Origin of the sequence: Rathayibacter sp. VKM Ac-2929, from assembly GCF_022815495.1 — a bacterium.
GTDB classification, from domain to species: Bacteria; Actinomycetota; Actinomycetes; order Actinomycetales; family Microbacteriaceae; genus Rathayibacter; species Rathayibacter festucae.
The window spans coordinates 538,613-562,171 of record NZ_JALGRV010000002.1 but is presented as its reverse complement, the minus strand read 5'-3'; the positions used below and the strand labels follow the sequence as shown (position 1 = coordinate 562,171).

Here is a 23,559-nt window from a genome sequence, read left to right as displayed (position 1 = left end):
GGCGGCCGTCGCGGTCAGGCCTCGATCGGCCCGTAGTGCATCGAGAGGTAGTTGCGCAGCAGCACCCGGGCCTCGTCGATGAAGCGCTGGTCGCCGGCCGGGTCGATGAGGAAGGCGCGGGTGAGCATGGCGTCCGCGACCTCGATCACGACCTCGAGGCGGAACGACAGCTGAGCGCCCCCGGGCAGGCCGTACTCGGAGGCGAGGATCTCGGCGAAGCGGCGGGCGAAGAAGCCGGCCTCGAACGCCTCCCCCGCGACCTCGGGGGCGTGGATCGTGTCGACGAAGCGGATCGAGCGGAAGCCGGCCTCGGTGCGGTGCATGTCGCAGAACGCGTCGACCGCGCAGTCGACGGCGCCCCACCAGTCCGCCGGGTGCTTCTCGCGGATGTCGGTGATGACCTTCTTGCGGAAGCGCTCGAGCGCGCGCTCGCGCAGCGCCTGGAGCACGGCGATGCGGTCGGGGAAGTAGCGGTAGACGGTGCCGATCGCGGCGCCCGCGCGCTCGGCCACCATCGCGGTGGTCAGGCGGTCGAAGCCGACCTCGTCGACCACGGCCGCGGCGGCGTCGAGGAGGGAGGCCAGCCGGGCCGCGCTGCGGACCTGGACGGGCTCGTTGCGGACCTGAGGCGACTCTCCGAAAGGTCGATCGACGAGGTTTCCAAGCGGCACGGCGAAGCTCCTTCGGTATCGGTTTCTACAATCGTACGCACGCGGACGTGCCGTCCGCGTCGAATCACCGAATGTCTCTCGCTTTCTTCGCCCCGCGTAGGGTGGGCGCGCAGCGGCACCCCAGGAGGACCCATGTGCGGACGCTTCGTCCTCTCGCAGACCAGCGCCGACCTGGTCGCGCTCTTCGACATCGACGAGCCCGGCGCGGATCTTCCGGGCCCGTCCTGGAACATCGCGCCGACGCAGCGGATCGCCGCCGTCGCGGAGTCGATGAAGGGCGTGGAGGAGGGCGAGCCACCGCGCCGCCGCCTGGCCGGCGCGCGCTGGGGCCTGGTGCCCCGCTCGGCCGCGGATCCGTCCGGTGCGCCGCTCTTCAACGCGCGGATCGAGTCGGTCGCCGAGAAGCCCTCCTTCCGCGAGTCCTTCGCCGCGCGACGGGCGATCGTGCCGGCCTCAGGCTGGTACGAGTGGCGGGTCGGCGCCGACGGCGCGAAGGCACCCGTGTTCGTCTCCCCGGGCGGCGGGGCACTCGTGCTGTTCGCCGGGCTGTACGAGTGGTGGCGCTCGGCGGAGCCCGGGGCGCCGTGGCTGCTGTCGGCGACGATCCTGACGCGCCCGTCCGCGGGCGCGTCAGCCGAGGTGCACGAGCGGATGCCCGTGCTGCTGCAGCCGGAGCTGATCGAGGACTGGCTCGACCCGCTCACCCCGGGCGACGGCTCGCTGCTGCGCGCGGCGTCCGACGGCGCGGCCGAGCTGGCCGAGGAGCTCGACGTGCACCGCGTCGGCGCCGCGGTCGGCACGGTGGGCAGCAACGGGCCGGAGCTGATCGAGCCCGTCGAGGACTGAGTCGGACCGGCGTCCCTCCTCCGGCGCAGCGCGGCGCCCGCCGGACGGGGGCGTCCGGCTGCCGGGGCCGTCTGGCACACTGGGCGGATGCCGCTGACGCCCGAGAGCAAACCGATGAGCGCCGGGGCGGCCGAGGTCCTGCACCGCGCCGCACGCATCGAGGACCGGATCCACGCGCTGCGCATGCGCCGGGTGACGCGCAAGGGCTACGTGCCGCGGATCATCCCCTACACCGGCTACGGCACCACCGAGCAGCTCCGCGTGCTCGCGCGCGTCCTCTACACCCGGCCCACCCCGCCCGGGGCGCAGGAGGTCCAGCCCGTGGAGAGCGTCCGCGGCTGGCGCAGCTTCACGAGCCTCTACATCAGCGGCGCGGTCGTCTCGGTCTCGGTCGACGGGCAGAGCCACCGGATGGTCGCGGACCGCGGCGGCGTGATCGACACCGACATCCCGATCACGCTCGAGCCGGGCTGGCACCGCATCACCCTCACCGTCGAGGGCGGCGCGCCGGTCGAGGCCCCCGTCTTCATCGTGCGGCCGGAGGCGAGGATCGGCGTCGTGTCCGACGTCGACGACACGGTCATGGTCACGGCGCTCCCCCGGCCCTTCGTCGCCGCCTGGAACACCTTCGTGCTCGACGAGCACGCGCGGATGCCCACGCCGGGGATGGCCGTCTTCCTCGACCGCTTCTCCCGCCAGAATCAGGGCTCGCCCGTCATCTACCTCTCCACCGGCGCCTGGAACGTGGCGCCGGCGCTGACGCGGTTCCTGTCGCGGCACCTCTACCCGGCGGGCGCGCTGCTCCTGACCGACTGGGGGCCGACGCACGACCGCTGGTTCCGCAGCGGCAAGCAGCACAAGGAGGAGAACCTCCGCCGCCTCGCCATGGAGTTCCCGGACGTCCGCTGGCTGCTGGTCGGCGACGACGGGCAGCACGACGAGGAGATCTACTCCGACTTCGCGCACGAGCACCCCGAGAAGGTCGCGGCGATCGCGATCCGCCAGCTCTCCAACGGCGAGGCGGTGCTCGCCGGCGGCCGCTCGAAGGCGGCCGACCTCTCGGAGACGAGCGGCACCCCGTGGGTCTACGCCCCGGACGGCGCCGGCATCTCCGAGCAGCTGACCGAGCTCGGCATCCTCTGACCGTGCCGGAGGCCGTGCCGGAGGCCGTGCCGGCCGAGCAGCTCCGCGGGGGCGCAACTGCATGCTGGTCGAGTAGCCCCGCAGGGGCGTATCGAGACCCGGCGTCGTCAGCTCGGCGGGTCTGCAGAGTCGACTTCCGGCGACGGTGGATCTCGATACGCCCGCTCCGCGGGCTACTCGATCAGCATGAGGCAGCCGCGCCCAGCGGCCGTGCCGCGAACGACCGAGGCCGCCCGCTCCCCGGGTGGGGAGGGGCGGCCTCGGTCGTGGCGGGGCGGACTACGCCTGGTGCGCGGCCTGGAGGTCGAGCGTGATGGTGACCTTCTCGCCGATGAGCACGCCACCGGTCTCGAGGGCGGCGTTGTAGGTGAGACCGAAGTCGGTGCGGTCGATGGTCGCCTTGGCGGTCAGACCGGCCTTGTAGTTGCCGTAGGGGTCGGAGCCGAAGCCGCCGAACTCGACCTCGAAGGTCACGGGCTTGGTGACGTCCTTGATGGTGAGCTCGCCGTCGACGAGGAAGTCGTCGCCGTTCGCGCGGACCGCGGTCGACACGAAGTGGATCGACGGGTACTTCTCGGCCTCGAAGAAGTCGCCGGTGCGGAGGTGTCCGTCGCGGTTGGGCTCGTTGGTGTTGATGGAGGCGACCTCGGCGGTGGCCTCGACCTTGGAGTCCAGCGGGTTCTCGCCGGTGGTGAAGGTGGCGGTGAAGCGCTCGAACTTGCCCTTGACCTTGCTGATCATCAGGTGGCGGACGCTGAAGCCGACCTCGCTGTGCGTGGGGTCGATGACCCAGGTGCCGGCGCGGTATCCGGGGATGGTGGTGGTGTCGCTCATGGTTTCTCCTCGAGAGTGTGAATCGCGCGGGAAGCTCGTCCCCGTCCGATGTATGCAAGCGCATCGACGGATCGAGTATTCCATGTAGCGACAACCTTTTTCGACACGGGACCCCTGTCCGACGACTGATGGACACTTCCACGCCGCCTTCCACCCTCGGAAGGGGCACAGACCGTCGCCACGGCGCGGGCGAGTCCGCGCGGAGCACGACGAAGACTGAGGACGGCCCCGCAGCATCCGCGCGATCCCCGGCCAGAGCCGGCGCCCCTCCGGAGGCGCCCTTCGACAGGAGACACCGATGACCGACGCCCCCACCCCCGCCGACGCCCTCCGCCGCCGCACCGTGCTGGCCGGCGCCTGGGCCGCTCCCGTGGTCGGAGCCGCACTCGCCTCCCCCGGCGCCGCGGCCTCGACCACGGAGATCACCGGGACGATCGTCTTCACCCCCCGCCAGTACCGCGGGACCCGCGTCGGCGACCGGGTCGAGTTCCCGCCGCTGACCGGCACCGTCACCATCTCGCGCGGTCCGATGCCCTCGAAGGCGTTCGTGAACTTCTCGGACCCGAACGAGCGAGTCGATCTCCGCCGCGACGCGGGCCGGTTCACCCCGGTCGACCCGGTGACCGGACGCTTCTCCTTCGACGGCGTCTACAACGCGATCGTCGACGGCGAGAACCCGTTCGGCTTCGCCTACGCCGGCATCGCGGAGGAGGACGCAGACGGCGCGATCTTCGGCTACGACGTCGCCGAGCTCGACGGCTGAGCCGCCCGGGGCGGCCGTCCTGTCAGCGCGCGGCCGTCGGCTCCGCGTCGCGCACCGGGTTGCGGATGCCGAGCAGCGAGACCAGCCCGCCGAGGAAGAGCAGCACGGCGGTCGCGATCGCCGCGCGGCGGAAGCCCTCGGCGTCCAGGCTGTCGCCCACGATCAGCGAGGTGGCGGCGATCGCGACCAGACCGGCGATCCGCGAGACAGCGTTGTTGATGGCGGAGCCGACTCCGCTGTGCCGGCTGTCGACCGCGCCGAGGATGGTGGAGGTGAGCGGGGCGACGGTGATCGCGAGGCCCAGCCCGAAGAGCAGGATGCCGGGCAGCAGCTGGGTGGCGTAGTCGGCCGGCGGACGGACGCCGGCCAGCAGCAGGAAGCCGACGCCGGCCACCAGGGGTCCGACACCCATGAACAGCCGCGGCCCGAACCGCGCCGTCAGAGAGCCGGCGACCTGCGAGAGCAGCAGGAGCAGGATCGTCGGCGGCAGCGTGGCGAGGCCGGCGAGCGTGGCCGAGAAGCCGAGCCCCTGCTGCAGGTAGAGACCCAGGGCGAAGAAGCCGAACGAGAGCGCCCCGTAGATGAACGCCGTCGAGACGTTGCCGACCGCGAAGTTGCGCGAGGCGAACAGCGAGAGCGGCAGCATCGGGTTCGGCGTCCGCCGCTCCCAGAGCACGAAGGCGACCAGGGCGGCCAGACCGCCGATCAGGGCCACGAGCACCAGCGGGTTCCCGAAGCCGAGCCGCTCCTGCTCGATCAGCGCGAACACCGGCCCGCCGAGGCCGATCACGCCGAGCACCGCGCCGACGCCGTCGATCGGCACCCGGGTGCCGGAGTCGACGTGGCCGAGCCGCCGCAGCAGCAGCAGCGTCACCGCGATCGGGAGGAGGTTGAGGGCGAAGACGTAGCGCCAGGAGCCGGCGTCCACCAGCAGCCCGCCGATCACCGGGCCCGCGATCGTCGCCGTGCCCGTCCACGCGGTCCACGCGCCGATGGTCTTCGCCTGCGCGGCGCCGTGGACCGTCGCGATGATCAGCGCGAGCGAGCTGGGCACGAGGATCGCCCCGGCGGCGCCCTGGAGCATCCGCGCGACGATCAGCACCTCCGCCGTCGGCGCGAGCGCGCAGAGCAGCGAGGTGACGCCGAAGCCGATCAGGCCGATCGTCATGCTGCGGGCGCGCCCGATCCGGTCGGCCAGCGAGCCGGCGACCAGGATCAGCGCGCCGAGGGTGATCAGGTAGCCGTCGACCACCCACTGCTGCACGGCGAGCCCGCCGCCGAGCTCGCGGGTGATCGCGGGCAGCGCCACGTTGACGACGGTGCCGTCGAGGAACGCCACGAAGGAGGCGAGGATCGCGACCACGAGGACCGCGCGCGGGCGGCTCGTCGCGGTGTCTGCGGAGGTGCTCATCGCTGCTGCCGGCTCATCCGCTCACCGTACTCCGAGCCGACGCGGCGCAGCGCGGCACCGCCGGTACAGACTCGTCGCCTACTCTCGTAGCCATGTCTGCGCAAGGAACCGCCCGCAGCGGCGTGCTCGCCCGCGTCCTCGGTGTCGTCGGAGCGAGCCTGGCCGGAGGGCTGCTGATCACCGTCGGCGTCACTCCCGCCCTCGCCGTCACCGGGCTCGCCGCCAACAACCCGATCGGCCTCTTCGAGACCGTGCCCGAGTACCTCGAGCTGGGCCAGCTGGCGCAGAAGACCGAGATCTACGCGAAGAACGCCGACGGGACCGACGGTCTCCTCGCCTCCTTCTACGCGCAGAACCGCGAGGAGGTGGCCTTCGACCAGGTCAGCCAGTTCGTGAAGGACGCGGCCGTCTCGACCGAGGACCCGCGCTTCTACGAGCACGGCGGCGTCGACCTGCAGGGCACGATCCGCGCGGTGCTGAGCAACGTGGTCGGCGGCGATCTGCAGGGCGGGTCCTCGATCACGCAGCAGTACGTCAAGAACGTCCTCGTGCAGAAGGCCGAGGCGCTCAGCGACACCGACGCCGCCGCCTCGCAGGCCGCCTACGACGAGGCGACCGCCACGACGCCGGCGCGCAAGCTCAAGGAGATGAAGCTCGCCGTCGACCTCGAGAAGAAGTACAGCAAGGACGACATCCTGCTGGGCTACCTCAACATCGCCGGCTTCGGCGGGCAGGTCTACGGGATCCAGGCCGCGGCCGAGTACTACTTCTCCAGCACCGCGGCGACGCTCTCGCTCGCCCAGGCCGCCAGCCTGATCGCGACGGTGAACAACCCTAACGGCCTCCGCATCGACCAGCCGGAGAACATCCCGGAGAACAAGGTCCGGCGCAACTACGTCCTGGACCGGATGCTCGAGGAGGGGAAGATCTCCCAGGCCGACCACGACGCGGCGGTGGCCGAGGAGGTCGTCCCGGCGATCAAGGAGACGCCCACGGGCTGCCAGCAGGCCGGCAACGCCGCCTTCTTCTGCGACTACGTGACCCGGGTGATCCAGAACGACCCCGCCTTCGGCGACGACGAGAACACCCGCTTCGCCAACTTCCAGCGCGGCGGCTACAAGATCTACACGACGCTCGACCGCGAGCTCCAGGACGTCGCGACGGCGGCCACGAACGCCGCGGTGCCGAAGGTGCCCACGAACGACGTCAACATCGGCAGCTCGACCGTCTCGATGGAGGTGGGCACGGGCCGCGTCCTGGCGATGGTGCAGAACAAGGACTACGACGCCGCCGGCTCCGTGAACGGAGCGAACTTCTCGGCGATCAACTTCAACACCGACACGGCCTACGGCGGTTCCGCCGGCTTCCAGGTGGGGTCGACCTACAAGGTCTTCACCCTCGCGCAGTGGCTCGCCAACGGGCACACGCTCTATGAGACGGTGAACGGCCGCGAGCGCGGCTTCTCCGGTTTCACGGCGAGCTGCGACCCGAACGGCGGCGAGGACCTCTCCTATCCCGCGGTCGGCAACGACGACAACGAGAACGGCACCTACAGCGTCCTCGAGGGCACGATGCGCTCGATCAACACCGTCTTCGTCTCCATGGCGCAGCAGCTCGATCTCTGCGCGATCCGCGACCAGGCGGTCGCCTTCGGAGTGAAGGCGGCGGACGGCGGCGTGATCGACTACAAGCCGTCCTCGATCCTCGGCTCCGACACCCTGATCTCGCCGATCTCGATGGTCACCGCCTTCGCCGGATTCGCCAACAACGGCTCCGCCTGCTCGGCCATCGCGATCGACTCCATCACGGATGCGACCGGAGTCGGCGTGCAGCCGCCGACGTCGACCTGCAACCAGGCACTCTCGCCCGAGCTGACCGCCGTGGCGAACTACGCGCTCCAGCGCGTCGTCACGTCCGGTACGGCCGCCCAGTCGGATCCCGATGACGGGATCGAGCACATCGGCAAGACCGGAACCACCGACAACGCCGAATCCACCTGGATCGACGGCGCGAGCTCTCGCGTCGCGACCGTCGTCTGGGTCGGCAACATCGACGGCCACGTCTCGATGCGCGAGGTGCGCTTCCCGAACTCGGACCTGGAGTCGCGGCCCTACGCGTCGAACATCCGCCACTACATCTGGAACAGGGTGATGACGGCCGCCGACGAGAAGTACGGCGGAGACGACTTCGCCGAGCCGAGCAGCGCGCTGCTGAACGGCCGGCAGATCGCCGTGCCGAACGTCGCCGGGCAGTCCGTCGACGACGCGACGGAGGTGCTCGAGGACCTCGGCTTCGACGTCGAGGAGGGCGCCACCGTCGACGCCGCAACGCCCGCCGGAACCGTCGCCGGCACCGACCCGGGCGCCGGGACGACGATCGCCCGCTACTCCAGCATCACGCTGCTGGTGAGCAACGGCGCCCTGGTGCCCGCTCCCGCGACGCAGGCGCCCGCTCCCACGGCGACCACGGCTCCGACCGCGACGGCCGAGCCCACCGCGGAGCCGACCGTGACTCCGACGCCGCTGCCGACCGCGACGCCCACCGTCACCCCGACAGCGGAGGTCGACCAGTGAGCGGCTTCGATCCCGGCTTCCTCGGCGCCCCGCTCACGGCACCCCGTCCCTCCGGCGCCCGCGTGGTGCGGCAGCTGCCGTACACGCACTTCGAGGTGCTCCTCGCCCCGGAGCGCCGGCTCGCGCTCTCGACCGCGGTGAACATCGACGGGGCGCGGCTGCTCGACCTCGGCCGCGGCGACGACTGGCACCTCGACGAGCGCGTGCCCGCGAGCGAGCAGACCGGGCCGGAGGTGTACGCGCGGAACGACTTCGACCGCGGCCACCTCGTCCGCCGCCGCGACCCCGTCTGGGGCGAGCCGGCCGAGGCGCGCGCCGGCAACGTCGACAGCTTCTGCTACACGAACGCGGCGCCGCAGGCCAGCGGCTTCAACCAGTCCAAGGAGCTGTGGCTAGGCCTCGAGGACCTCGTCCTCGAGTACGCGGAGGCGAACCGCGCCCGGATCGACGTCTTCACCGGCCCGGTGCTGGCCGAGGGCGACCCGGTCTACCGCGGCATCGGCATCCCGCTGCGGTTCTGGAAGATCGCGGCCTGGAGCCCCGACGGGACGACCCTCGCGGCGAGCGCGTACCTGCTCGACCAGACCGCGCTGGTGCGCCGGATCGTCGACGGCGAGGACCGCGAGGGCCTCGCCCCGCTCGGCGCCTACCGGACCTTCCAGGTCGCGGTGGCGAGCCTGGCCGGGCCGACGGGTCTGGACCTCGACGCCCTCGCCGCCGTCGACGTCCTCGGCGCGGCCGGAGCGCGCGCGGAGCCGCCGCGCGAGCTGCTCACGGCCGAGGACGTGGCGCGCGGTCTGACCGCCCGCTGAGCCGCACGCCGAGCGGCCCGGCGGTCCAGGATGGGGAGATGACCTCCCCCGTCCTCGTCGAGATCGACGACTCCGGCACTCCCCTGCTCCGCGAAGCCGGGGCCGGCCTCGTCCGCGTCGACGAGCCGGGCTATCTGCGCGGCGACGGCGTCTTCGAGACGCTGGCCGTGATCCGCGGCCGTGCCCGCGGCCAGGAGGAGCACCTGGCGCGCCTCGCGGCCTCCGCCGCGGCCGTCGGGCTCGAGATCCCGTCCGCAGCGGCGTGGTCCGCCGCGATCGGCCTCGCGGTCGCCGAGCACGACGCGGTCGAGGACCTCAGCATCCGGCTGGTCGCGGGCTACCGGGACGCCGCGACGGCGCGGGCCACGGTCCGTGCGGAGCCGACCGCCGACTCCTCGGAGCTGCGCACCCGGGGCGTCGCCGTCGCCGTGCTCGACCGCGGCTACCCGTACGGGGTTCAGGACGAGGCGCCCTGGCTGCTGGGCGGCGTCAAGACGACCTCCGGCGCCGTCACCCGCGCCGCACTGCGCGAGGCGAAGCGGCGGGGCGCGGACGACGTGGTCTGGCGCACGAGCGACGGCCTCCTGCTCGAGGGCGCGACCTCGAGTCTCGTCCTGCTCGCGGACGGGGTGCTCGTGACGCCCGCCGCCGGCGCCGGGATCCTCGACGGGACGACGGTGGCGAGAGTGCTGGCGATCGGCGAGAGGCGCGGCCTCTCCTCCGCGCGGCGGGACCTGCCCGTCGCGGCGCTGGCCGGTGCCGACGCGGCCTGGCTGGTGTCGAGCACCCGGCGCGCCGTGCCGATCCGCTCGGTGGACGGAGAGCCGCTCACCGTGGACCGTGCACTGACCTCGGCCCTCGAGGAGGGACTGCTCGCCGACTGACGTGTCCCGGGCGCTCAGGCCGCGTCGGAGAGCTCTCGCGCGGTCCACGCGCCGACCCCGACCGACTCGGCGTGGCGCAGGTCGTCGACGGTGTCGACGTCCAGCCGCAGCGTCGAGGACTCGGGCAGGCCGAGCACGCGGTAGCCGGCAGCGACGTGCTTCTCCCGCGAGTCGAGACCGAAGGCCGGCTCCGGGCCGGTCCCGCCGGGCAGGAGCAGCGCGGTCGTGCCGCTGCCGGCGCGGTCGCCGACCATCGCCGGGTCGTCGCCGGCGGCGGCGAGCGCGGCGTCGAGATCCGCGGCGGTGAGCGCGGGCAGGTCGGCGGTCAGCGCGATCACCGGCGAGCCGGGGCGGTGGTCCTGCGCCGCCGCGATGCCCGCAGCGACGGCGGGATTGAGCTGCCCGGGATCGCCGACGACGTGCAGTCCGGGGTGCTCGAGCGCGGCCCGCTCCGCCGCGGACATGTCGGAGGTGACGAGGACGACGGCGCCCACAGACTCCGCCGCGCCGACCGCGGCCAGGGTGTCGAGGAGGAACGCCTCGGCGAGGGCGGAGCGCGCCACGAGCTCGAGGCGGGTCTTGGAGGTGCCGCGGCCCCGGTAGACGACGACGGCGGTCCAGGCGCCGCTCATGACGCGACCCGCCCGGCCGCTGCCGCGAGCCCGGCCGCATGGCCCTCGGCGTAGCCCTCCGCGTGCGCCTCGTCGGCGCCGACGCGGAACATGTCGTCCGGACCGGTGCGGGTCAGCGTGCGGGCGCCCGGCGCATCGAGGCCGCTGACGAAGCGGTCGAGGCCGCGGACGACGGCGACGGGGTGCCCGGTCGCCTTGCCCTTCACCAGGTCGCCGAGCGCGGCGATCTCGTCGGCGACCGCGGGCATGGTCACCGCGAGCGTCCTGCCGAGCGCGTCGACGGCGCCGCGCAGGTCGTCGATCACCAGCAGCCCGGCCGCGCCGATCGCCGCGTCGGTCTGGCCGACCCGCCAGGCACGGCCGAGCGTGTCGCTCACGACGACGCCGACGCGCGCACCGAGCCGCTCGCGCAGACCGGCGCAGAGCGCGCGGGCCGAGGCGTCCGGATCCTCGGGCAGCAGCAGGACGGTGCCCTCGGCGACGTTGCTGGAGTCGACCCCCGCAGCGGCCTGGACGATGCCGAGGCGGTTCTCCACGATCCGGGTGACGCCGTGCGCGTGCGCGCGGGTGGCGACGACGCGGACCGTCTCGGCGGTGATGGCGTCCTCGCGGTCGTCGGCCGCGACGACCCGGCCCTCGGCCTTCGAGACCACCTTGCTGGTCACCACGAGGACGTCGCCGTCGACGGGACGGTCGGTTTCGGGAGCGGCCGCGACCGCCGCGAGGATCAGCTCGAGCAGGTCGTCCCCCGGGACCACCTCGGGGATGCCCTCGAGGACCCAGGCCGCCACGCGCATCGCACTCATCCCGCCATTGTCCCAGGCGCCGGAGACGCGGAGCGCACGCCCCCGGGGCGCTTGCGGCCCGAGCCCGGACCGTGCGAGCGGGCGGTCAGGAGGCGAGGTACGCCGCGACGGCCGGCGGCACGTAGGGCGAGACGTCGCCGCCCAGTCCCGACACCTGGCGCACCAGCGAGGAGGAGACGTGGGCGTGCGCGGGGTCCGGCAGGAGGAAGACGGTCTCGACGTGCGCGAGATTCCGGTTCACGATGGCCATCGGCGTCTCGTAGGCCACGTCGACCTGCGAGCGGATGCCCTTCACCAGGATGCTCGCGCCGACGTCGGTGCAGTAGTCGACGAGCAGGCCCATGCTCCAGGAGGCGACGACGATCGACCCCTCGATGCCGGCCTCGGCGATCGACTGCTCGATCAGCGCCACGCGCTGCGCGATCGGCAGCAGCGCGGTCTTGGAGGGGTTGTGCACGACGACGACGTGCAGCTCGTCGACGAGGCGCGCGGCGCGCTCGATGACGTCGAGATGCCCGAGGGTGACGGGGTCGAACGAGCCGGGGACGACGGCGATGCGGGCCATGCCCCCAGCGTATCGGGCGCCCCGGCGGGCCGGCCGGGCCCCGACCACCCCGTCGGGGGTCAGCTCTTGCCGAGGAACTCGCGGTCGCGCTCCTGCACGCGCCGCTCGAGCGCGGCGCGCAGGCGGTCGTGCGTGGCGAGCACCGGATCGGTCTCGAGCAGCCGCTCGGCCAGCACCCGGGCCTCGAGGATGAGCCAGGAGTCCTGCACGACGCGCAGCAGGCGCAGGGAGGAGCGCCCGCCGGACTGCGAATCGCCCAGCACATCGCCCTCGCGGCGCAGCTCGAGGTCGGCCTCGGCCAGCTCGAAGCCGTCGAGGGTCGCCGCGACGGTCTCGACCCGCTCGCGCGCGGTCGTCCCGGCTTCGGCCGCGGTGACGAAGAGGCAGACGCCGGGCACCCCGCCGCGCCCGATCCGGCCGCGCAGCTGGTGCAGCTGCGAGACGCCGAACCGCTCCGCGTCCAGGACGATCATCATCGACGCGTTCGGCACGTCGACGCCGACCTCGATGACCGTCGTCGAGACGAGGACGTCGATCTCGCCGGCCGCGAAGGCCCGCATGACGGCGTCCTTCTCCTCCGCCGTCATCCGGCCGTGCAGGGCGGCCGAGCGCCGCTTCCCGAGCAGGGCGTGCCCGCGGACGCCCTCGATCGTCTCCGACACCGTCGACAGCGGGGTGGCCGCGGGCTCGTCCTCGCCGGCGAGCGGACCCTCCGCCGCCTCCCCCGGCTCGATCGCCGGGCAGACGAGGTAGACCTGGTGGCCCTTGCGGATCTCCTCCTCGGCCCGCTCCCAGGCCCGGGCGATCCAGGCGGGGTGATCGGCCAGCGGCACGACGTGGCTCGTGATGCCCGGGCGGCCGGCCGGCAGCTCGCGGATCGTCGAGACGTCCAGGTCGCCGAAGACGGTCATCGCGACCGTCCGCGGGATGGGCGTCGCGGTCAGCACGAGCACGTGCGGCGGCTGCGCCCCCTTCCGCCGCAGCGCGTCGCGCTGGTCGACGCCGAACCGGTGCTGCTCGTCGATCACCACCAGACCGAGGTCGTAGAACGAGACCTTGTCGCCGAGCAGGGCGTGCGTGCCGACCACGATCCTCGCGGTTCCCGAGACGATCCGCAGCAGGGCAGCGCGCCGGGCCGCGGCGCCGAGGCCGCCGGTCAGGAGGGTCGGCGAGAGCTCCGCCGCCAGCTCGGGCCCGAGGGTGCGCACGATTGAGCGCAGGTGCTGACCGGCGAGGACCTCGGTGGGTGCGAGCAGCGCGGACTGCCCGCCGCTCTCGGCCGTCGCGAGCATGGCCCGCAGCGCGACCAGGGTCTTGCCCGAGCCGACCTCGCCCTGCACGAGCCGCGACATCGGCGACTCGGCCGCGAGGTCGCCGGCGATCTCCCGGCCGACCGTCCTCTGGTCGTCGGTCAGCGTGAACGGCAGCGCGGCGTCGAAGCGCTCGAGCAGACCGCCGGGTTCGGCGACCCGCCGAGTGCCCGGGGTCGAGCGCGCCGCCGCCCGCCGCTCGAGCAGGGCCAGCTGCAGCAGGAACGCCTCATGGAAGCGCAGGGTGTCGCGCGCCGGGATCTCCTCGCCCTCGCGCTGCGGCCGGTGGATCAGCTCGAGCGCGGCGCCGAGGTCGAGCAGCTTGCGGTTCGCGCGCACCTCGGCGGGGATCGGGTCCTGCACGTACTTCAGGTCGTCGAGCACCACGTCGATCGCCGCCTGCAGCTGCCAGCTCGCGATCGTGCTGGTCGCGGGGTAGATCGGGATCGGCCGCTCGGTCCAGTCCTTCGTGAGCGCCGACTTCGCGATCGGGCCGTGCGCCGTGACCTCCTCGTCGTCGAAGAGCCGGTAGTCGGGGTGGGTGAGCTGCTTCGTCTCGCGGAACATCGACACGGTCCCGGCGAAGATGCCGCGCACGCCCCGGCGCAGCTGCGCGGCGCGCCAGGGCTGGCCGAAGAACGTCAGCGAGAGGGTGCCGGTGCCGTCCGAGATGATCACCTCGAGCAGTCCCCCGCGACGGTTCTTCATCTCGCGGGAGCGCACCTCGCGGACCTCGGCGACGATCGTCACGTTCTCGCCCACCGGCAGCCGCGACACGTCGGTCAGCTCGCCGCGCTTGGCGTAGCGGCGCGGGTAGTGGCCGAGGAGCTCGCCGACCGTGCGGTAGCCGAACGCCTTCTCGATCGGCTTGGCCGTGCGCGGGCCGATCAGCGGCGCGAGCGAGGCGTCGAGGGGGTCCGGGATCACCCGACGATCATAGGTCGGACCTCGGACGCCGGGCCCGCGCGAGGCCCGGGAGGACCGATCGCGGCGCGACGGCCGCGCTCAGGCGGCGGCCGGGGCCGACGGAGGAGCGCAGTCCGGCGACCACCGTCGTCGCCGCGCGCCAGCCTGCGGACTGCTCCGCGAGCACCGGCGCGTAGCGGACGCGCTCGACCCCCTGCCGGAGCTCCCGCAGCGCCGAGCGGGCGCCCTCGTCCTCGCCGAGGGCATCGGCGATCAGAGCCTCCTGGGCTCGCGGCGACTCGCCGTCCTCGACCGGGACACCGAGGTCGCGCGCGCTCGCCACCAGCTCGGCCCAGGCCGGCTCGAGAGAGCCGTCGGCCGCCCGGCGCCGGCGGACGGCGCGCTGGACGACGCGCAGGAGCCAGGGCACGAGCAGCAGCAGGACCAGCAGCGACCAGAGCGTGACGACCGGGGCGGTGGACGCCGTGGAGCCGCCGAGGGCCCCGGGCGTCGCCGTCGCGGTCGACGCGGTGGGAGTCGGCGTCGCGGTCTCGCCGGGCGCCGCGCCGGGCGCGGCACTCGCTGCGGCCCCGGGGGTCGTCGACGAGGCGGAGGTCGTCGCGCTCGGCAGCGTGTACGAGGCCGGGGCCCCGCGGCTCGGCGTCGGCTCGAACGGCAGCCAGCCGACGCCCTCGAAGTACAGCTCCGGCCAGGCGTGCAGGTCGGACGACTGCACGCGGTAGCTGGTCAGCTCGGTGCCCGGCGAGGGCACGACCGAGCCGGGCTGGTAGCCGATGGCGAGCCGGGAGGGGATGCCGAGCTCCCGCGCCATCACGGCCATCGCCGAGGCGAAGTGCACGCAGTAGCCCTCGCGGACCTCGAGGAAGGAGGCGAGCACGCCGACGCCGTCGCCGTCGTAGCCCTCCTCGGCGGGAGTGTCCTCGGAGTAGCGGAACTCGGACGAGCGGAAGAAGGTCTGCAGCGCGCGGGCCCGGTCGTAGGCGGTGACCTCGTCCGCGGTGACCTCCGTCGCCGTGCTGCGGACGATCTCCGGCACGTCCTCCGGAAGCGAGAGGTAGCGCTCGAAGCCGGTGGGCACCGGAGCGTCGAGGAGCTGCTGGGGATCGGGCTCGAGGCGCAGCGCCTGCACCTGGTACTCGTCGCCCGCGCGGGTGGTCGCGTCGCCGCGGATCGAGCCGTCCTGCACGTCCTGCAGCCAGCCGTCGCCGACCCCGCTGAGCTCGGAGACCGGGTAGGGCACCGGCAGCCAGCGGCTGCGGAGGGTCTCGACCGAGACGTCGACCTCCTCGGTCTCGCGCGGAACGGCCTCGCCGAGACCGGCGGGAGCGATGGGAGCGGCGATGTCCGCGGTCTCCTCGGTGTCGCTCGGCGCCCAGTCCTCGCCCTCGAAGTCCGAGACGGTGAGCACCCGGAGGTAGACCGGGAGGTCGGAATCGGTCGAGTAGCGCAGCACGGTCACCGGGTTGGGGCGGCGGAGATCGGCGCCGAGGGCGACGACCGGGTCGATGGAGCCGTTGAAGAGCGTGCCCGAGACCCCGGACGGCGTGGAGACGCGGGTGAAGCCGCCCGCGGAGCCGGCGACGAGCCCGGCGGCGATCACGACGACGCCGGCCATCGCGATCGACGGCACGGCGGCGCCGAGCGAGCCCCCGCGCGGTGCGCGGCGCTCGGGACGGGCGCTGACCGCGAGGATCCCGAGATAGACCAGCGCCGTGAGCAGCAGGCTCGGCCAGGAGACGTCGGCCGGGTCGATGATGGCCGGCACCGCCAGCAGGGTGGCGGGGAAGAGACCGGCGAGCGCGGGCAGCCGCACCGAGAAGGCGAAGAGGTCGGCGGCCCAGGCCAGCACGACGACACCGCCGACGAGGAGGAAGGCGATGCCGTTGTCGGCGACCGCCGGCAGGCCCTGCTCGGCGATCGAGGTGAAGCCGGCCTGGGCGAGTGTCTGCGCGTCGGCGATCGCTCCCGGCGTCGGGACGAGGAAGAGCAGCGCCCGCCCGGGCACGAACATCGCGGTGAGCACGCCGACGGCGGCCAGGGTGCCGAGGATCGGCGGGACGACCGGGTGAGCGCGGACGGCGCGCGCGGCGGCCGGGACAGCGAGGACGACGCCGACCGCGACGGCCAGCTGGACGAGCCAGCCGATCCCCTCGAGCAGGCGGCCGATGCCGGAGGACGCGGTGACGAGCGAGAGCCAGAGCAGGACGGAGAGCAGGACCGAGCCCGAGCGGGCGTCGCGCCCGCGGCGGCTCACGCGACCACCCGGAGCGCGAGGGCCTGCGCCCACGCCTCCTCGACGGCGGTGCGCGGGGTGACCGGGACGGGGTACCAGCCGAGGGAGGCCAGCGCGGCCTCCTCCTCGGGCGTGCCGCCGACGAGGAAGGCGACGGCCGGGCGGGCGTGGGCGGCGAGGGAGGCGAGCGCGGCGAGGTCCTCCTCGTGCAGCCGGGAGAGGACGGCGAAGACCGGGCGGCTGCCGCCGGCGTCGCGCATCTCGGCCGCGATGCGGCCGACCGCCTCGACCGACTCGGCGGCGGGGGCGAGCTCGGCCAAGCGCAGCAGCACGTCGTGCGCGGCCTCGCGCTCGTCCTCGGAGCGGACGGCCTGGTCGGGCGCGCCGGTCTCGATCAGGTGCGTCTCGAAGCCGCGCTCGAGCAGGTGCACCGCGAGCGAGGCGGTCATCGAGACCGCCCACTCGAGGCGCTCGTCGCCGCCGCGCTCATCGAGGATGCGGGCGGCGCGCGTCTCCAGCAGGATCCAGGCGTGCGGGTCGGTGTTCTGCTCGTCCTGGCGGACCTTGAGCTCGCCCGAGCGGGCGCTGGCCCGCCAGTGCACGCGGCGCATGGCGTCGCCGGGGCGGTAGTCGCGCGGGATCACGTCGTCGGTCCCGGCCCCGGCGGTCGCGTGGGCGACCGGGCTGGAGCCGCCGGCGCCGTGGGCGTCGAGCACGTCGCTCTGCAGCGGGACGGCCCGCGGAGTGACCACGAAGGGCTGCGCCGCGCCCGCGATCGTCTCGCGGACCGCCAGGCCGAAGAGGTCGCCGCGGAGGAGCCGCAGCGGGCCGATGCGGTGGATGCCGCGCCGCCCCGCGGGGAGGCGGTAGCGCGCGCGGACCCGGCTCGAGCCGCTCCCCCGCTGTGCGACCGCCGGCAGGGTGAACGCGCCGCGGGCGACGGTGCGCCCGGAGACGAGACCGCGCTCGACCCGCTCGAGCCGGTCCTCCGCCCGGGCACCGGCCCGCAGCGCCGCGCCGCGGTTGTCGAGGACGACGTCGACGTCGACCACGTCGCCGACCGCGACGACCTGCGGGGCGAAGCGCCGCTGCACCTGCAGCACGGGCGTCACGGCGAGCAGCGCGAGGACGGCGGCGACGGGCAGGCCGAGGAGGACGATCCCGACGAAGAGCAGCTCGCGGAACTCGATGATCGGCGCGACGACGATCCCGAGCACGCCGAGGACGACCAGCACCCCGCCGCGCAGGGTGAGCGCGACCCCGCGGACGGCCGGGAGCGCGCCGACGCGCCGCTCGGACTCGCGAGATAGGGGCGCGCCGGACCGGGGACCGCGCGGCTCAGTCGGCACGGCCGCTGAACGGGACGGGGGTGGCGGCGACGATGCGCTGGACGATCTCGGTGACGGAGTGCGAGGCGCCGGTGCCGGAGCGGCCGGGGAGCCGGGTGGCGGGCAGGAGCCGGTGGCCGAGCACCGGCACCGCGAGCACGTCGATGTCATCCGGGACGACGAAGTCGCGGTCGTTGATCGCGGCGAGCGCCTTCGCCGCGGCGATCAGCTGCAGGGTCGCACGCGGGCTGCCGCCGAGGCGCAGCTCAGGGTCGATGCGGGTCGCCTGCATGATCGCCACCACGTACTCCTGCACCGGCGGGGCGACGTAGATCGACTGGACGTAGTCCATCATCCGGGCGAGCTGATCGTGGCCGACGACCTGGCGCAGCTCCTCCAGCGGGCTCGCGGCGTCGCGGGTGCGGATCATCTCGAGCTCGGCGCGCTCGTCGGGGTAGCCCAGCGAGAGCCGCGCCATGAAGCGGTCGCGCTGCGCCTCGGGGAGGCTGTAGGTGCCCTCCATCTCGACGGGGTTCTGCGTCGCCACCACGGCGAACGGCCGCGGCAGGATGTGCGTCACGCCGTCGACCGAGACCTGGCGCTCCTCCATGCACTCCAGCAGCGCCGACTGGGTCTTGGGCGAGGCGCGGTTGATCTCGTCGCCGATCACCACGTTCGCGAACACCGGGCCGGGCTTGAACTCGAAGTCGCGGGTGGCCTGGTTGAAGACCGAGACGCCGGTGACGTCGGAGGGCAGGAGGTCCGGGGTGAACTGGATCCGCGAGACGGTGCCGCCGACGGAGGCCGCCAGCGACTTCGCCAGCACGGTCTTGCCGGTGCCGGGGACGTCCTCCATCAGCAGGTGGCCGCCCGCCAGGAACACGGTCAGGGCCATCGAGACCTCGGCGTCCTTGCCGTCGATCACGCTGCACAGGTTCTTCAGGATCGCGGCGCAGTGGGCGCTGAACTCCTCGCGGGTCATCGCCGACCCGGGAGCCGCACCGCGGTCCGATGCCGTGCCGACTGCGGAGCGGGTCTCATCGAGGGACGTCATAACTGGTGATTCTCGCAGTGCGAACCGGAAAACGGCTCAGGCTTCCGGGGGGCTCCCAGCCCTCGGCGCGAGTCCTATGCTCGGAACGGTGACCAGGATCATCGCCGGCTTCGCCGGATCGCTCACCCTGCGGGTCCCCCGCGCCGGCACGCGACCCACGAGCGACCGGGTGCGCGAGGCGATCTTCTCGGCGCTCGAGGCGCGCGACGCCCTCGACGGCGCGACGGTCATCGACCTCTACGCGGGCTCCGGTGCGCTCGGCCTCGAATCGGCCAGCCGCGGCGCCGCGTCCGTGCTGCTGGTGGAGCGCGACCCGAAGGCCGCGAAGACCGCCGGCGAGAACGCCCGCGCGATCGCGACGGCGGCGGCCTCGAACAAGCGCCCGAAGCCGCGGATCGAGGTCGTGATCGCCTCCGTGCGCTCGTTCCTCGACGGCTCCCCCGCCGTCAACGCCGACACGGTCTTCCTCGACCCGCCCTACGACCTCCCCGAAGACGAGCTGGCCGCCGACCTCGCCGGTCTCCTCCCGCTGCTCGCCGAGCACTCCGTCGTCGTCGTCGAGCGGAGCTCGCGCAGCCCGGAGCCGCGCTGGCCCGCCGGGCTCGAGCGCGACCGGCGGAAGGACTACGGCGAGACGACGATCTGGTGGGCGTCGCCGGCGGCGAGCCAGTAGCCGAGCCGCCCGCCGCCGCGGATCAGCCCGCGGCGCCGTCCCAGCCCAGGTAGGGGTCCCAGCCGCCGCGCTCGTCCAGCGAGACTCCGCCGAGCCGAACTTCCGGCGCGCCCTCGCGCACCGTGCCCAGCGCGGTGAACCCCCGCGGCAGCGCCGTGCCGGGCGGGAAGCAGGCGAGCATCGCGTGGTCCTCGCCGCCGCCGAGCACGAGCGCGCGGGCCAGTGCCGCGTCGATCCCCTCCACGGCGGTCAGCGGGGCGGCGTGGGCGTCGACGGCGTCAGGATCGAGATCGAGCACGACCCCGCTCGCCCGGGCCAGCCGCCGCGCGTCGAGGACGACGCCGTCGGAGACGTCCATCATCGCCGTGGCGACGCCGCCCGCCGCGATGCCGGCCGCGATCGGCGGCGTCGGCCGCAGCTGCGCGTCGAGCACCTCGGGATGCTCCGCCCGCAGCGCGCGGGCGAGGGCCGCGTCGGGCTCGCCGGCCGTCCGGGCACGCTCGAAGAGCAGCCGGAGGCCGAGCCCGGAGACGCCGAGAGGCCCGGCGGTCGCGATCACGTCACCCGGGCGCGCGCCGCTCCTCAGCACCGGCGGCCGGCCGTCGAGCGAGCCGAAGGCCGTGATCGCCAGGGTCAGCGTCGAGGACGCGGACAGGTCGCCGCCGACCACGCCGCAGCCGGGAGCCATCGCCGCGCAGCCCTCGGCGAGACCGTCCGCGATCCCCTCGAGCACGTCGACCCCGAGCCGCTGCGGTGCCGCGATGGCGACCACCAGCGCGGTCGGGCGGGCGCCCATCGCGGCGACGTCGGAGAGGTTGGAGGCGGCGGCCTTCCAGCCGAGATCGAAGGGCGAGGACCAGGCGAGCCGGAAGTCCGGGCCGTGCACCATCATGTCGGTGGTGACCACGAAGCGGCCGTCCGGCGCCCGCAGCACGGCGGAGTCGTCGCCCGGCCCGACCAGCGTCTCGGCACCGCCGCCGAGCCTCGGCAGGATCCGCGCGAGCACCTCGCCCTCGCTGAGCTCGGCCAGGGTGGGGCTCGGATCCGGTGCCATGGTTCACACGCTAGCGTTGCCGTCGATGTCCTCCCGCCTCCTCCGCACCCCCCTGGTCGTCGCCGCCGCCGTCCTGCTCCTGAGCGGCTGCTCGGCCGCCGTGGCGCTGCAGCCGGCCGACGACGCGACGAACGAGGGCTGCGCCGAGGTCTCGGTGCGCCTGCCCGACGTCGTCGCCGAGCTGCCCGAGCGCGAGACGAACGCGCAGGGCACGGCGGCCTGGGGCACCCCCGCCGCCGTCATCCTGCACTGCGGTGTCACTCCCCCCGGCCCCACCACCGAGCTCTGCGTCTCGGTCAGCGGCGTCGACTGGATCATCGACGAGTCGCAGGCCGCCGACGACGTCTATACGCTGACCACCTACGGCCGCGATCCGGCGGTCGAGATCACCGTCGACCAGAGCCGCGCCTCCGGAACCTCGGCCGTCGTCGACCTCGCGAACGCCGTCTCCTACCTGCCGCAGGAGCGCGCCTGCACGAACGTCTCCGACACAGACACCCTCGACCCGCCGAGCACGCCCGCGGGCTGAGCCGTCGTCAGCCCGACGTGCCGAGTGCCGCGGCCGCGACCTCGAGCGCCCGCTCCGGCGTCGCTCCGAGCGCCCGGGCCCGCGCGGCGTACGCGCCGGCCGCCAGCTGCAGCTCGTGCTCGACCGAGTCGACGCCGCCGGACACGACCGTCCCGGCGCGTCCCCGCGTCTCCACGATCCCCGCGGCCTCGAGCTCCTTGTACGCCCGCGCGACGGTCCCCGGAGCGACGCCCAGCTCCTCGGCGAGGGTCCGCACCGCAGGCAGCCGCGTGCCGACCAGGAGCGACCCCGCGGCGACCTGCGCGGTGATCCCCTCGCGGATCTGCTCGAACGGCGCCCGCGGGCCCGGCTCGAGCCGGAGCCCGAGGCCCGCCGCGGTCATCGGACCGCGGCCGGGACGCGCTCGAGCGCCAGGTCGAGCAGCTCGCTGATCAGGTCGGGGTAGTCGACGCCGCTCGCGCCCCACATCCGCGGGAACATCGAGATCGGCGTGAAGCCGGGCATCGTGTTGATCTCGTTGATGACGAAGCCGTCGGCCGTGAGGAAGAAGTCGACCCGAGCGAGGCCCTCGGCCCCGATCGCGGTGAAGGCGCTGACCGCGAGGGCCCGCATCTCGGCGAGCTCGTCCTCGGTGAGCTCGGCCGGGCAGACCAGCTCGACGCCCTTCATGCCGAGGTACTTCGCCTCGAAGTCGTAGAAGCCGCCGCCGCTGACGACGACCTCGCCGGCCACGGACGCCCGCGGGGACTCCCCGCGGCGCGCGCCGAGCACGCCGATCTCGACCTCCCGGCCGACGATCGCGGACTCGATCAGCACCCGCGAGTCGTGCGTGAACGCCTCCTCGAGGGCGGCGTCGAGCTGCGAGCGCTCGTCGACCCGGCTCACGCCGACGCTCGACCCGGCACGAGCCGGCTTGACGAAGGCGGGCAGGCCGAGCTCGTCGAGGGCCGACGCCGCGTCGCTCGGGTCCTCGCGCCATTCCGCCTCGGTCACGGTGTACCAGGGGGCGACCGCGATGCCCGCGGCGCGGAAGACGGTCTTGGTGAAGTGCTTGTCCATCCCGAGCGCCGAGGCGAGCACGCCCGACCCGACGTAGGGCAGCCCGACCAGCTCGAGCATCCCCTGGACGGTGCCGTCCTCGCCCCACGGGCCGTGCAGGATCGGCAGGACGACGTCGACGTCGCCGAGGGAGCGGACGGAGCCGTCGGCCGCGGTGACGGTCAGCTCGCGGGAGAGCGCCGACTCCGGCCAGCGCACGCGCGTCCCGTTGTCCTCGACGCGCGGCAGGGCGCTCGCGTCGAGCGCGAACTTCTCCGGCCGGTCCTCCTCGAGCACGAACGCGCCGTCGGCGGTGATCCCGACGGGGATCACGTCGAAGCGGTCACGATCGATCGCCCGCAGCACCCCCGCCGCCGTTGCGCAGCTGATCGAGTGCTCGCTTGAACGCCCCCCGAACAGAACGGCCACTGCGAGCTTGCTGGTCATCGAGGTTCCTCTCACCCTGGGGCTCGTCCGAATCCGTGGTCAGGTGCGGCGCGATGTCCTTCGGATCGAGCGTACCGGCGAGCACCTGCGACACCTGCTCGACGATGGGCATGTCGACTCCGCGGGCCCGGGCGAGCTCGAGGATCGGCGCGACAGAGGAGAGCCCCTCCGCCGTCTGCTGCATCGACTTCACGACATCGCCGAAGCTGTAGCCCTGGCCGAGCAGGCGCCCGGCCGTGTTGTTGCGGGAGAGCGACGAGCTCGACGTCGCGATCAGGTCGCCGAGGCCGGCCAGCCCGGACATCGTCTCGGGCCGCCCGCCGTACGCGACGGCGAAGTCGGTCATCTCGGCGAGGCCGCGGGTGATGATCGACGCCTTGGTGTTCTCGCCGTAGCCGACGCCGTCGACGATGCCGATCGCGACGGCGATCAGGTTCTTCAGCACGCCGCCGAACTCGGTCCCGATCACGTCGGTGTTGACGTAGGAGCGGAAGTAGCGGTTGGTCGCGGCGAGCGCGACCTCCTGCGCGGTGACGAGGCTCTCCGAGGCGATGACCGCCGCGGTCGGCTGCTCCTTCGCGATCTCGAGCGCGAGGTTCGGCCCGGAGGCGACCGCGATCCGGCTCGGATCGATCGGCAGCACCTGCGAGATCACCTCGCTCATCCGCTGGCCGGTGCCCTTCTCGACACCCTTCATCAGGCTGACGAGGACGGTCCGCTCGGTGAGGAACGGCGTGATCGCCTCGAGATTCCCGCGCAGGGTCTGCGACGGGATGGAGAGGTAGACGTGGTCGGCGCCCTCGAGCGCCTCCTCGATCCGCGGGGTCGCCCGGATGTTGCGCGGCAGGTTGATGCCGGGGAGGTAGTCGCTGTTGCGCTTGGCCTCGGTGATCTCGCGGGCGAGCTCGGCCCGCCGCGCCCACATCACGACATCGGAGCCGCCGTCGGCGAGGATCTTGGCGAAGGTGGTCCCCCAGCTGCCGGCGCCGAGGACGGCGACGCGGCGCGGCACGGGGATCGGCGCCT

The 23,559-nt window shown here is 73.6% G+C and carries 22 protein-coding genes; 8 read left to right on the top strand and 14 right to left on the bottom strand.

Annotated elements, in window-relative coordinates; all coding sequences use genetic code 11:
* Nucleotides 1-14: 14 nt before the first annotated feature.
* Nucleotides 15-671, bottom strand: coding sequence for a TetR family transcriptional regulator (locus MT355_RS07165; RefSeq protein WP_133961754.1), 657 nt, complete (start codon nucleotides 669-671; stop codon nucleotides 15-17).
* A gap of 132 nt (nucleotides 672-803) precedes the next feature.
* Here MT355_RS07165 and MT355_RS07160 point away from each other — a divergent pair, with 132 nt between their 5' ends.
* Complete coding sequence (locus MT355_RS07160; protein ID WP_243599021.1) at nucleotides 804-1,517, top strand: SOS response-associated peptidase; 714 nt, start codon at nucleotides 804-806, stop codon at nucleotides 1,515-1,517.
* An 87-nt stretch (nucleotides 1,518-1,604) separates the two neighbouring features.
* Entirely contained in the window at nucleotides 1,605-2,660 is a 1,056-nt protein-coding gene (locus MT355_RS07155) for an App1 family protein (protein ID WP_243599020.1), read from the top strand.
* A 279-nt stretch (nucleotides 2,661-2,939) separates the two neighbouring features.
* On the opposite strand, the gene MT355_RS07150 is transcribed toward MT355_RS07155, so the two are convergent.
* Complete coding sequence (locus MT355_RS07150) at nucleotides 2,940-3,494, bottom strand: YceI family protein (RefSeq protein WP_123445585.1); 555 nt, start codon at nucleotides 3,492-3,494, stop codon at nucleotides 2,940-2,942.
* A gap of 298 nt (nucleotides 3,495-3,792) precedes the next feature.
* Here MT355_RS07150 and MT355_RS07145 point away from each other — a divergent pair, with 298 nt between their 5' ends.
* A complete protein-coding gene (locus tag MT355_RS07145) occupies nucleotides 3,793-4,257 on the top strand; it encodes a hypothetical protein (protein WP_123445584.1) in 465 nt (154 codons plus the stop codon).
* Between the two features lie 22 nt (nucleotides 4,258-4,279).
* On the opposite strand, the gene MT355_RS07140 is transcribed toward MT355_RS07145, so the two are convergent.
* Nucleotides 4,280-5,668 (bottom strand): DHA2 family efflux MFS transporter permease subunit, encoded by a 1,389-nt coding sequence (locus tag MT355_RS07140; RefSeq protein ID WP_243599019.1) that lies wholly within the window; start codon nucleotides 5,666-5,668, stop codon nucleotides 4,280-4,282.
* A gap of 92 nt (nucleotides 5,669-5,760) precedes the next feature.
* Here MT355_RS07140 and MT355_RS07135 point away from each other — a divergent pair, with 92 nt between their 5' ends.
* From MT355_RS07135 to MT355_RS07125, 3 genes are read left to right on the top strand one after another with little or no spacing between them, the layout of a single operon-like run.
* Nucleotides 5,761-8,241, top strand: coding sequence for a transglycosylase domain-containing protein (locus tag MT355_RS07135; protein WP_243599018.1), 2,481 nt, complete (start codon nucleotides 5,761-5,763; stop codon nucleotides 8,239-8,241).
* Nucleotides 8,238-9,053 (top strand): DNA/RNA non-specific endonuclease, encoded by an 816-nt coding sequence (locus MT355_RS07130; RefSeq protein WP_243599017.1) that lies wholly within the window; start codon nucleotides 8,238-8,240, stop codon nucleotides 9,051-9,053. Before MT355_RS07135 ends, MT355_RS07130 begins: the two co-directional genes overlap by 4 nt.
* A gap of 38 nt (nucleotides 9,054-9,091) precedes the next feature.
* Nucleotides 9,092-9,937: an aminotransferase class IV gene (locus MT355_RS07125; RefSeq protein WP_243599016.1), complete on the top strand. Its 846-nt coding sequence runs from the start codon at nucleotides 9,092-9,094 to the stop codon at nucleotides 9,935-9,937.
* A 14-nt stretch (nucleotides 9,938-9,951) separates the two neighbouring features.
* On the opposite strand, the gene cofC is transcribed toward MT355_RS07125, so the two are convergent.
* The 7 genes from cofC to MT355_RS07090 form a co-directional block, all read right to left on the bottom strand.
* Nucleotides 9,952-10,569 (bottom strand): 2-phospho-L-lactate guanylyltransferase, encoded by a 618-nt coding sequence (gene cofC / locus MT355_RS07120; protein ID WP_243599015.1) that lies wholly within the window; start codon nucleotides 10,567-10,569, stop codon nucleotides 9,952-9,954.
* Complete coding sequence (gene cofE / locus MT355_RS07115) at nucleotides 10,566-11,366, bottom strand: coenzyme F420-0:L-glutamate ligase (RefSeq protein WP_123735415.1); 801 nt, start codon at nucleotides 11,364-11,366, stop codon at nucleotides 10,566-10,568. The genes cofC and cofE overlap by 4 nt, the downstream gene beginning before the upstream one ends.
* A 94-nt stretch (nucleotides 11,367-11,460) precedes the next feature.
* Nucleotides 11,461-11,940, bottom strand: a complete 480-nt coding sequence (gene coaD, locus MT355_RS07110; protein ID WP_123445577.1) for a pantetheine-phosphate adenylyltransferase — start codon at nucleotides 11,938-11,940, stop codon at nucleotides 11,461-11,463.
* A 59-nt stretch (nucleotides 11,941-11,999) separates the two neighbouring features.
* Nucleotides 12,000-14,177, bottom strand: a complete 2,178-nt coding sequence (locus MT355_RS07105) for an ATP-dependent DNA helicase RecG (protein ID WP_243599014.1) — start codon at nucleotides 14,175-14,177, stop codon at nucleotides 12,000-12,002.
* Between the two features lie 7 nt (nucleotides 14,178-14,184).
* On the bottom strand, nucleotides 14,185-16,431 hold the full coding sequence (locus MT355_RS07100; RefSeq protein ID WP_243599013.1) for a DUF3488 and transglutaminase-like domain-containing protein: 2,247 nt from the start codon (nucleotides 16,429-16,431) through the stop codon (nucleotides 14,185-14,187).
* Entirely contained in the window at nucleotides 16,428-17,759 is a 1,332-nt protein-coding gene (locus MT355_RS21565; protein ID WP_243599012.1) for a DUF58 domain-containing protein, read from the bottom strand. The genes MT355_RS07100 and MT355_RS21565 overlap by 4 nt, the downstream gene beginning before the upstream one ends.
* On the bottom strand, nucleotides 17,749-18,720 hold the full coding sequence (locus tag MT355_RS07090) for a MoxR family ATPase (protein WP_208110582.1): 972 nt from the start codon (nucleotides 18,718-18,720) through the stop codon (nucleotides 17,749-17,751). Before MT355_RS07090 ends, MT355_RS21565 begins: the two co-directional genes overlap by 11 nt.
* Before the next feature lie 160 nt (nucleotides 18,721-18,880).
* On the opposite strand from MT355_RS07090, the gene MT355_RS07085 reads away from it, so the two are divergent.
* On the top strand, nucleotides 18,881-19,465 hold the full coding sequence (locus tag MT355_RS07085; RefSeq protein ID WP_243599011.1) for an RsmD family RNA methyltransferase: 585 nt from the start codon (nucleotides 18,881-18,883) through the stop codon (nucleotides 19,463-19,465).
* A gap of 22 nt (nucleotides 19,466-19,487) precedes the next feature.
* Here the strand turns inward: MT355_RS07085 and thiL are convergent, their stop codons facing one another.
* On the bottom strand, nucleotides 19,488-20,519 hold the full coding sequence (gene thiL, locus MT355_RS07080) for a thiamine-phosphate kinase (protein ID WP_243599010.1): 1,032 nt from the start codon (nucleotides 20,517-20,519) through the stop codon (nucleotides 19,488-19,490).
* A 25-nt stretch (nucleotides 20,520-20,544) separates the two neighbouring features.
* Here thiL and MT355_RS07075 point away from each other — a divergent pair, with 25 nt between their 5' ends.
* Nucleotides 20,545-21,048: a DUF3515 domain-containing protein gene (locus MT355_RS07075; protein ID WP_243599009.1), complete on the top strand. Its 504-nt coding sequence runs from the start codon at nucleotides 20,545-20,547 to the stop codon at nucleotides 21,046-21,048.
* Between the two features lie 7 nt (nucleotides 21,049-21,055).
* On the opposite strand, the gene MT355_RS07070 is transcribed toward MT355_RS07075, so the two are convergent.
* The 3 genes from MT355_RS07070 to MT355_RS07060 are packed head-to-tail and all read right to left on the bottom strand — an operon-like array spanning nucleotide 21,056 to nucleotide 23,545.
* Nucleotides 21,056-21,430: a GntR family transcriptional regulator gene (locus MT355_RS07070; RefSeq protein ID WP_243599008.1), complete on the bottom strand. Its 375-nt coding sequence runs from the start codon at nucleotides 21,428-21,430 to the stop codon at nucleotides 21,056-21,058.
* On the bottom strand, nucleotides 21,427-22,533 hold the full coding sequence (locus MT355_RS07065; protein WP_243599007.1) for a D-alanine--D-alanine ligase family protein: 1,107 nt from the start codon (nucleotides 22,531-22,533) through the stop codon (nucleotides 21,427-21,429). Before MT355_RS07065 ends, MT355_RS07070 begins: the two co-directional genes overlap by 4 nt.
* Complete coding sequence (locus tag MT355_RS07060) at nucleotides 22,430-23,545, bottom strand: NAD(P)H-dependent glycerol-3-phosphate dehydrogenase (protein WP_173286025.1); 1,116 nt, start codon at nucleotides 23,543-23,545, stop codon at nucleotides 22,430-22,432. Before MT355_RS07060 ends, MT355_RS07065 begins: the two co-directional genes overlap by 104 nt.
* Nucleotides 23,546-23,559 lie beyond the last annotated feature (14 nt).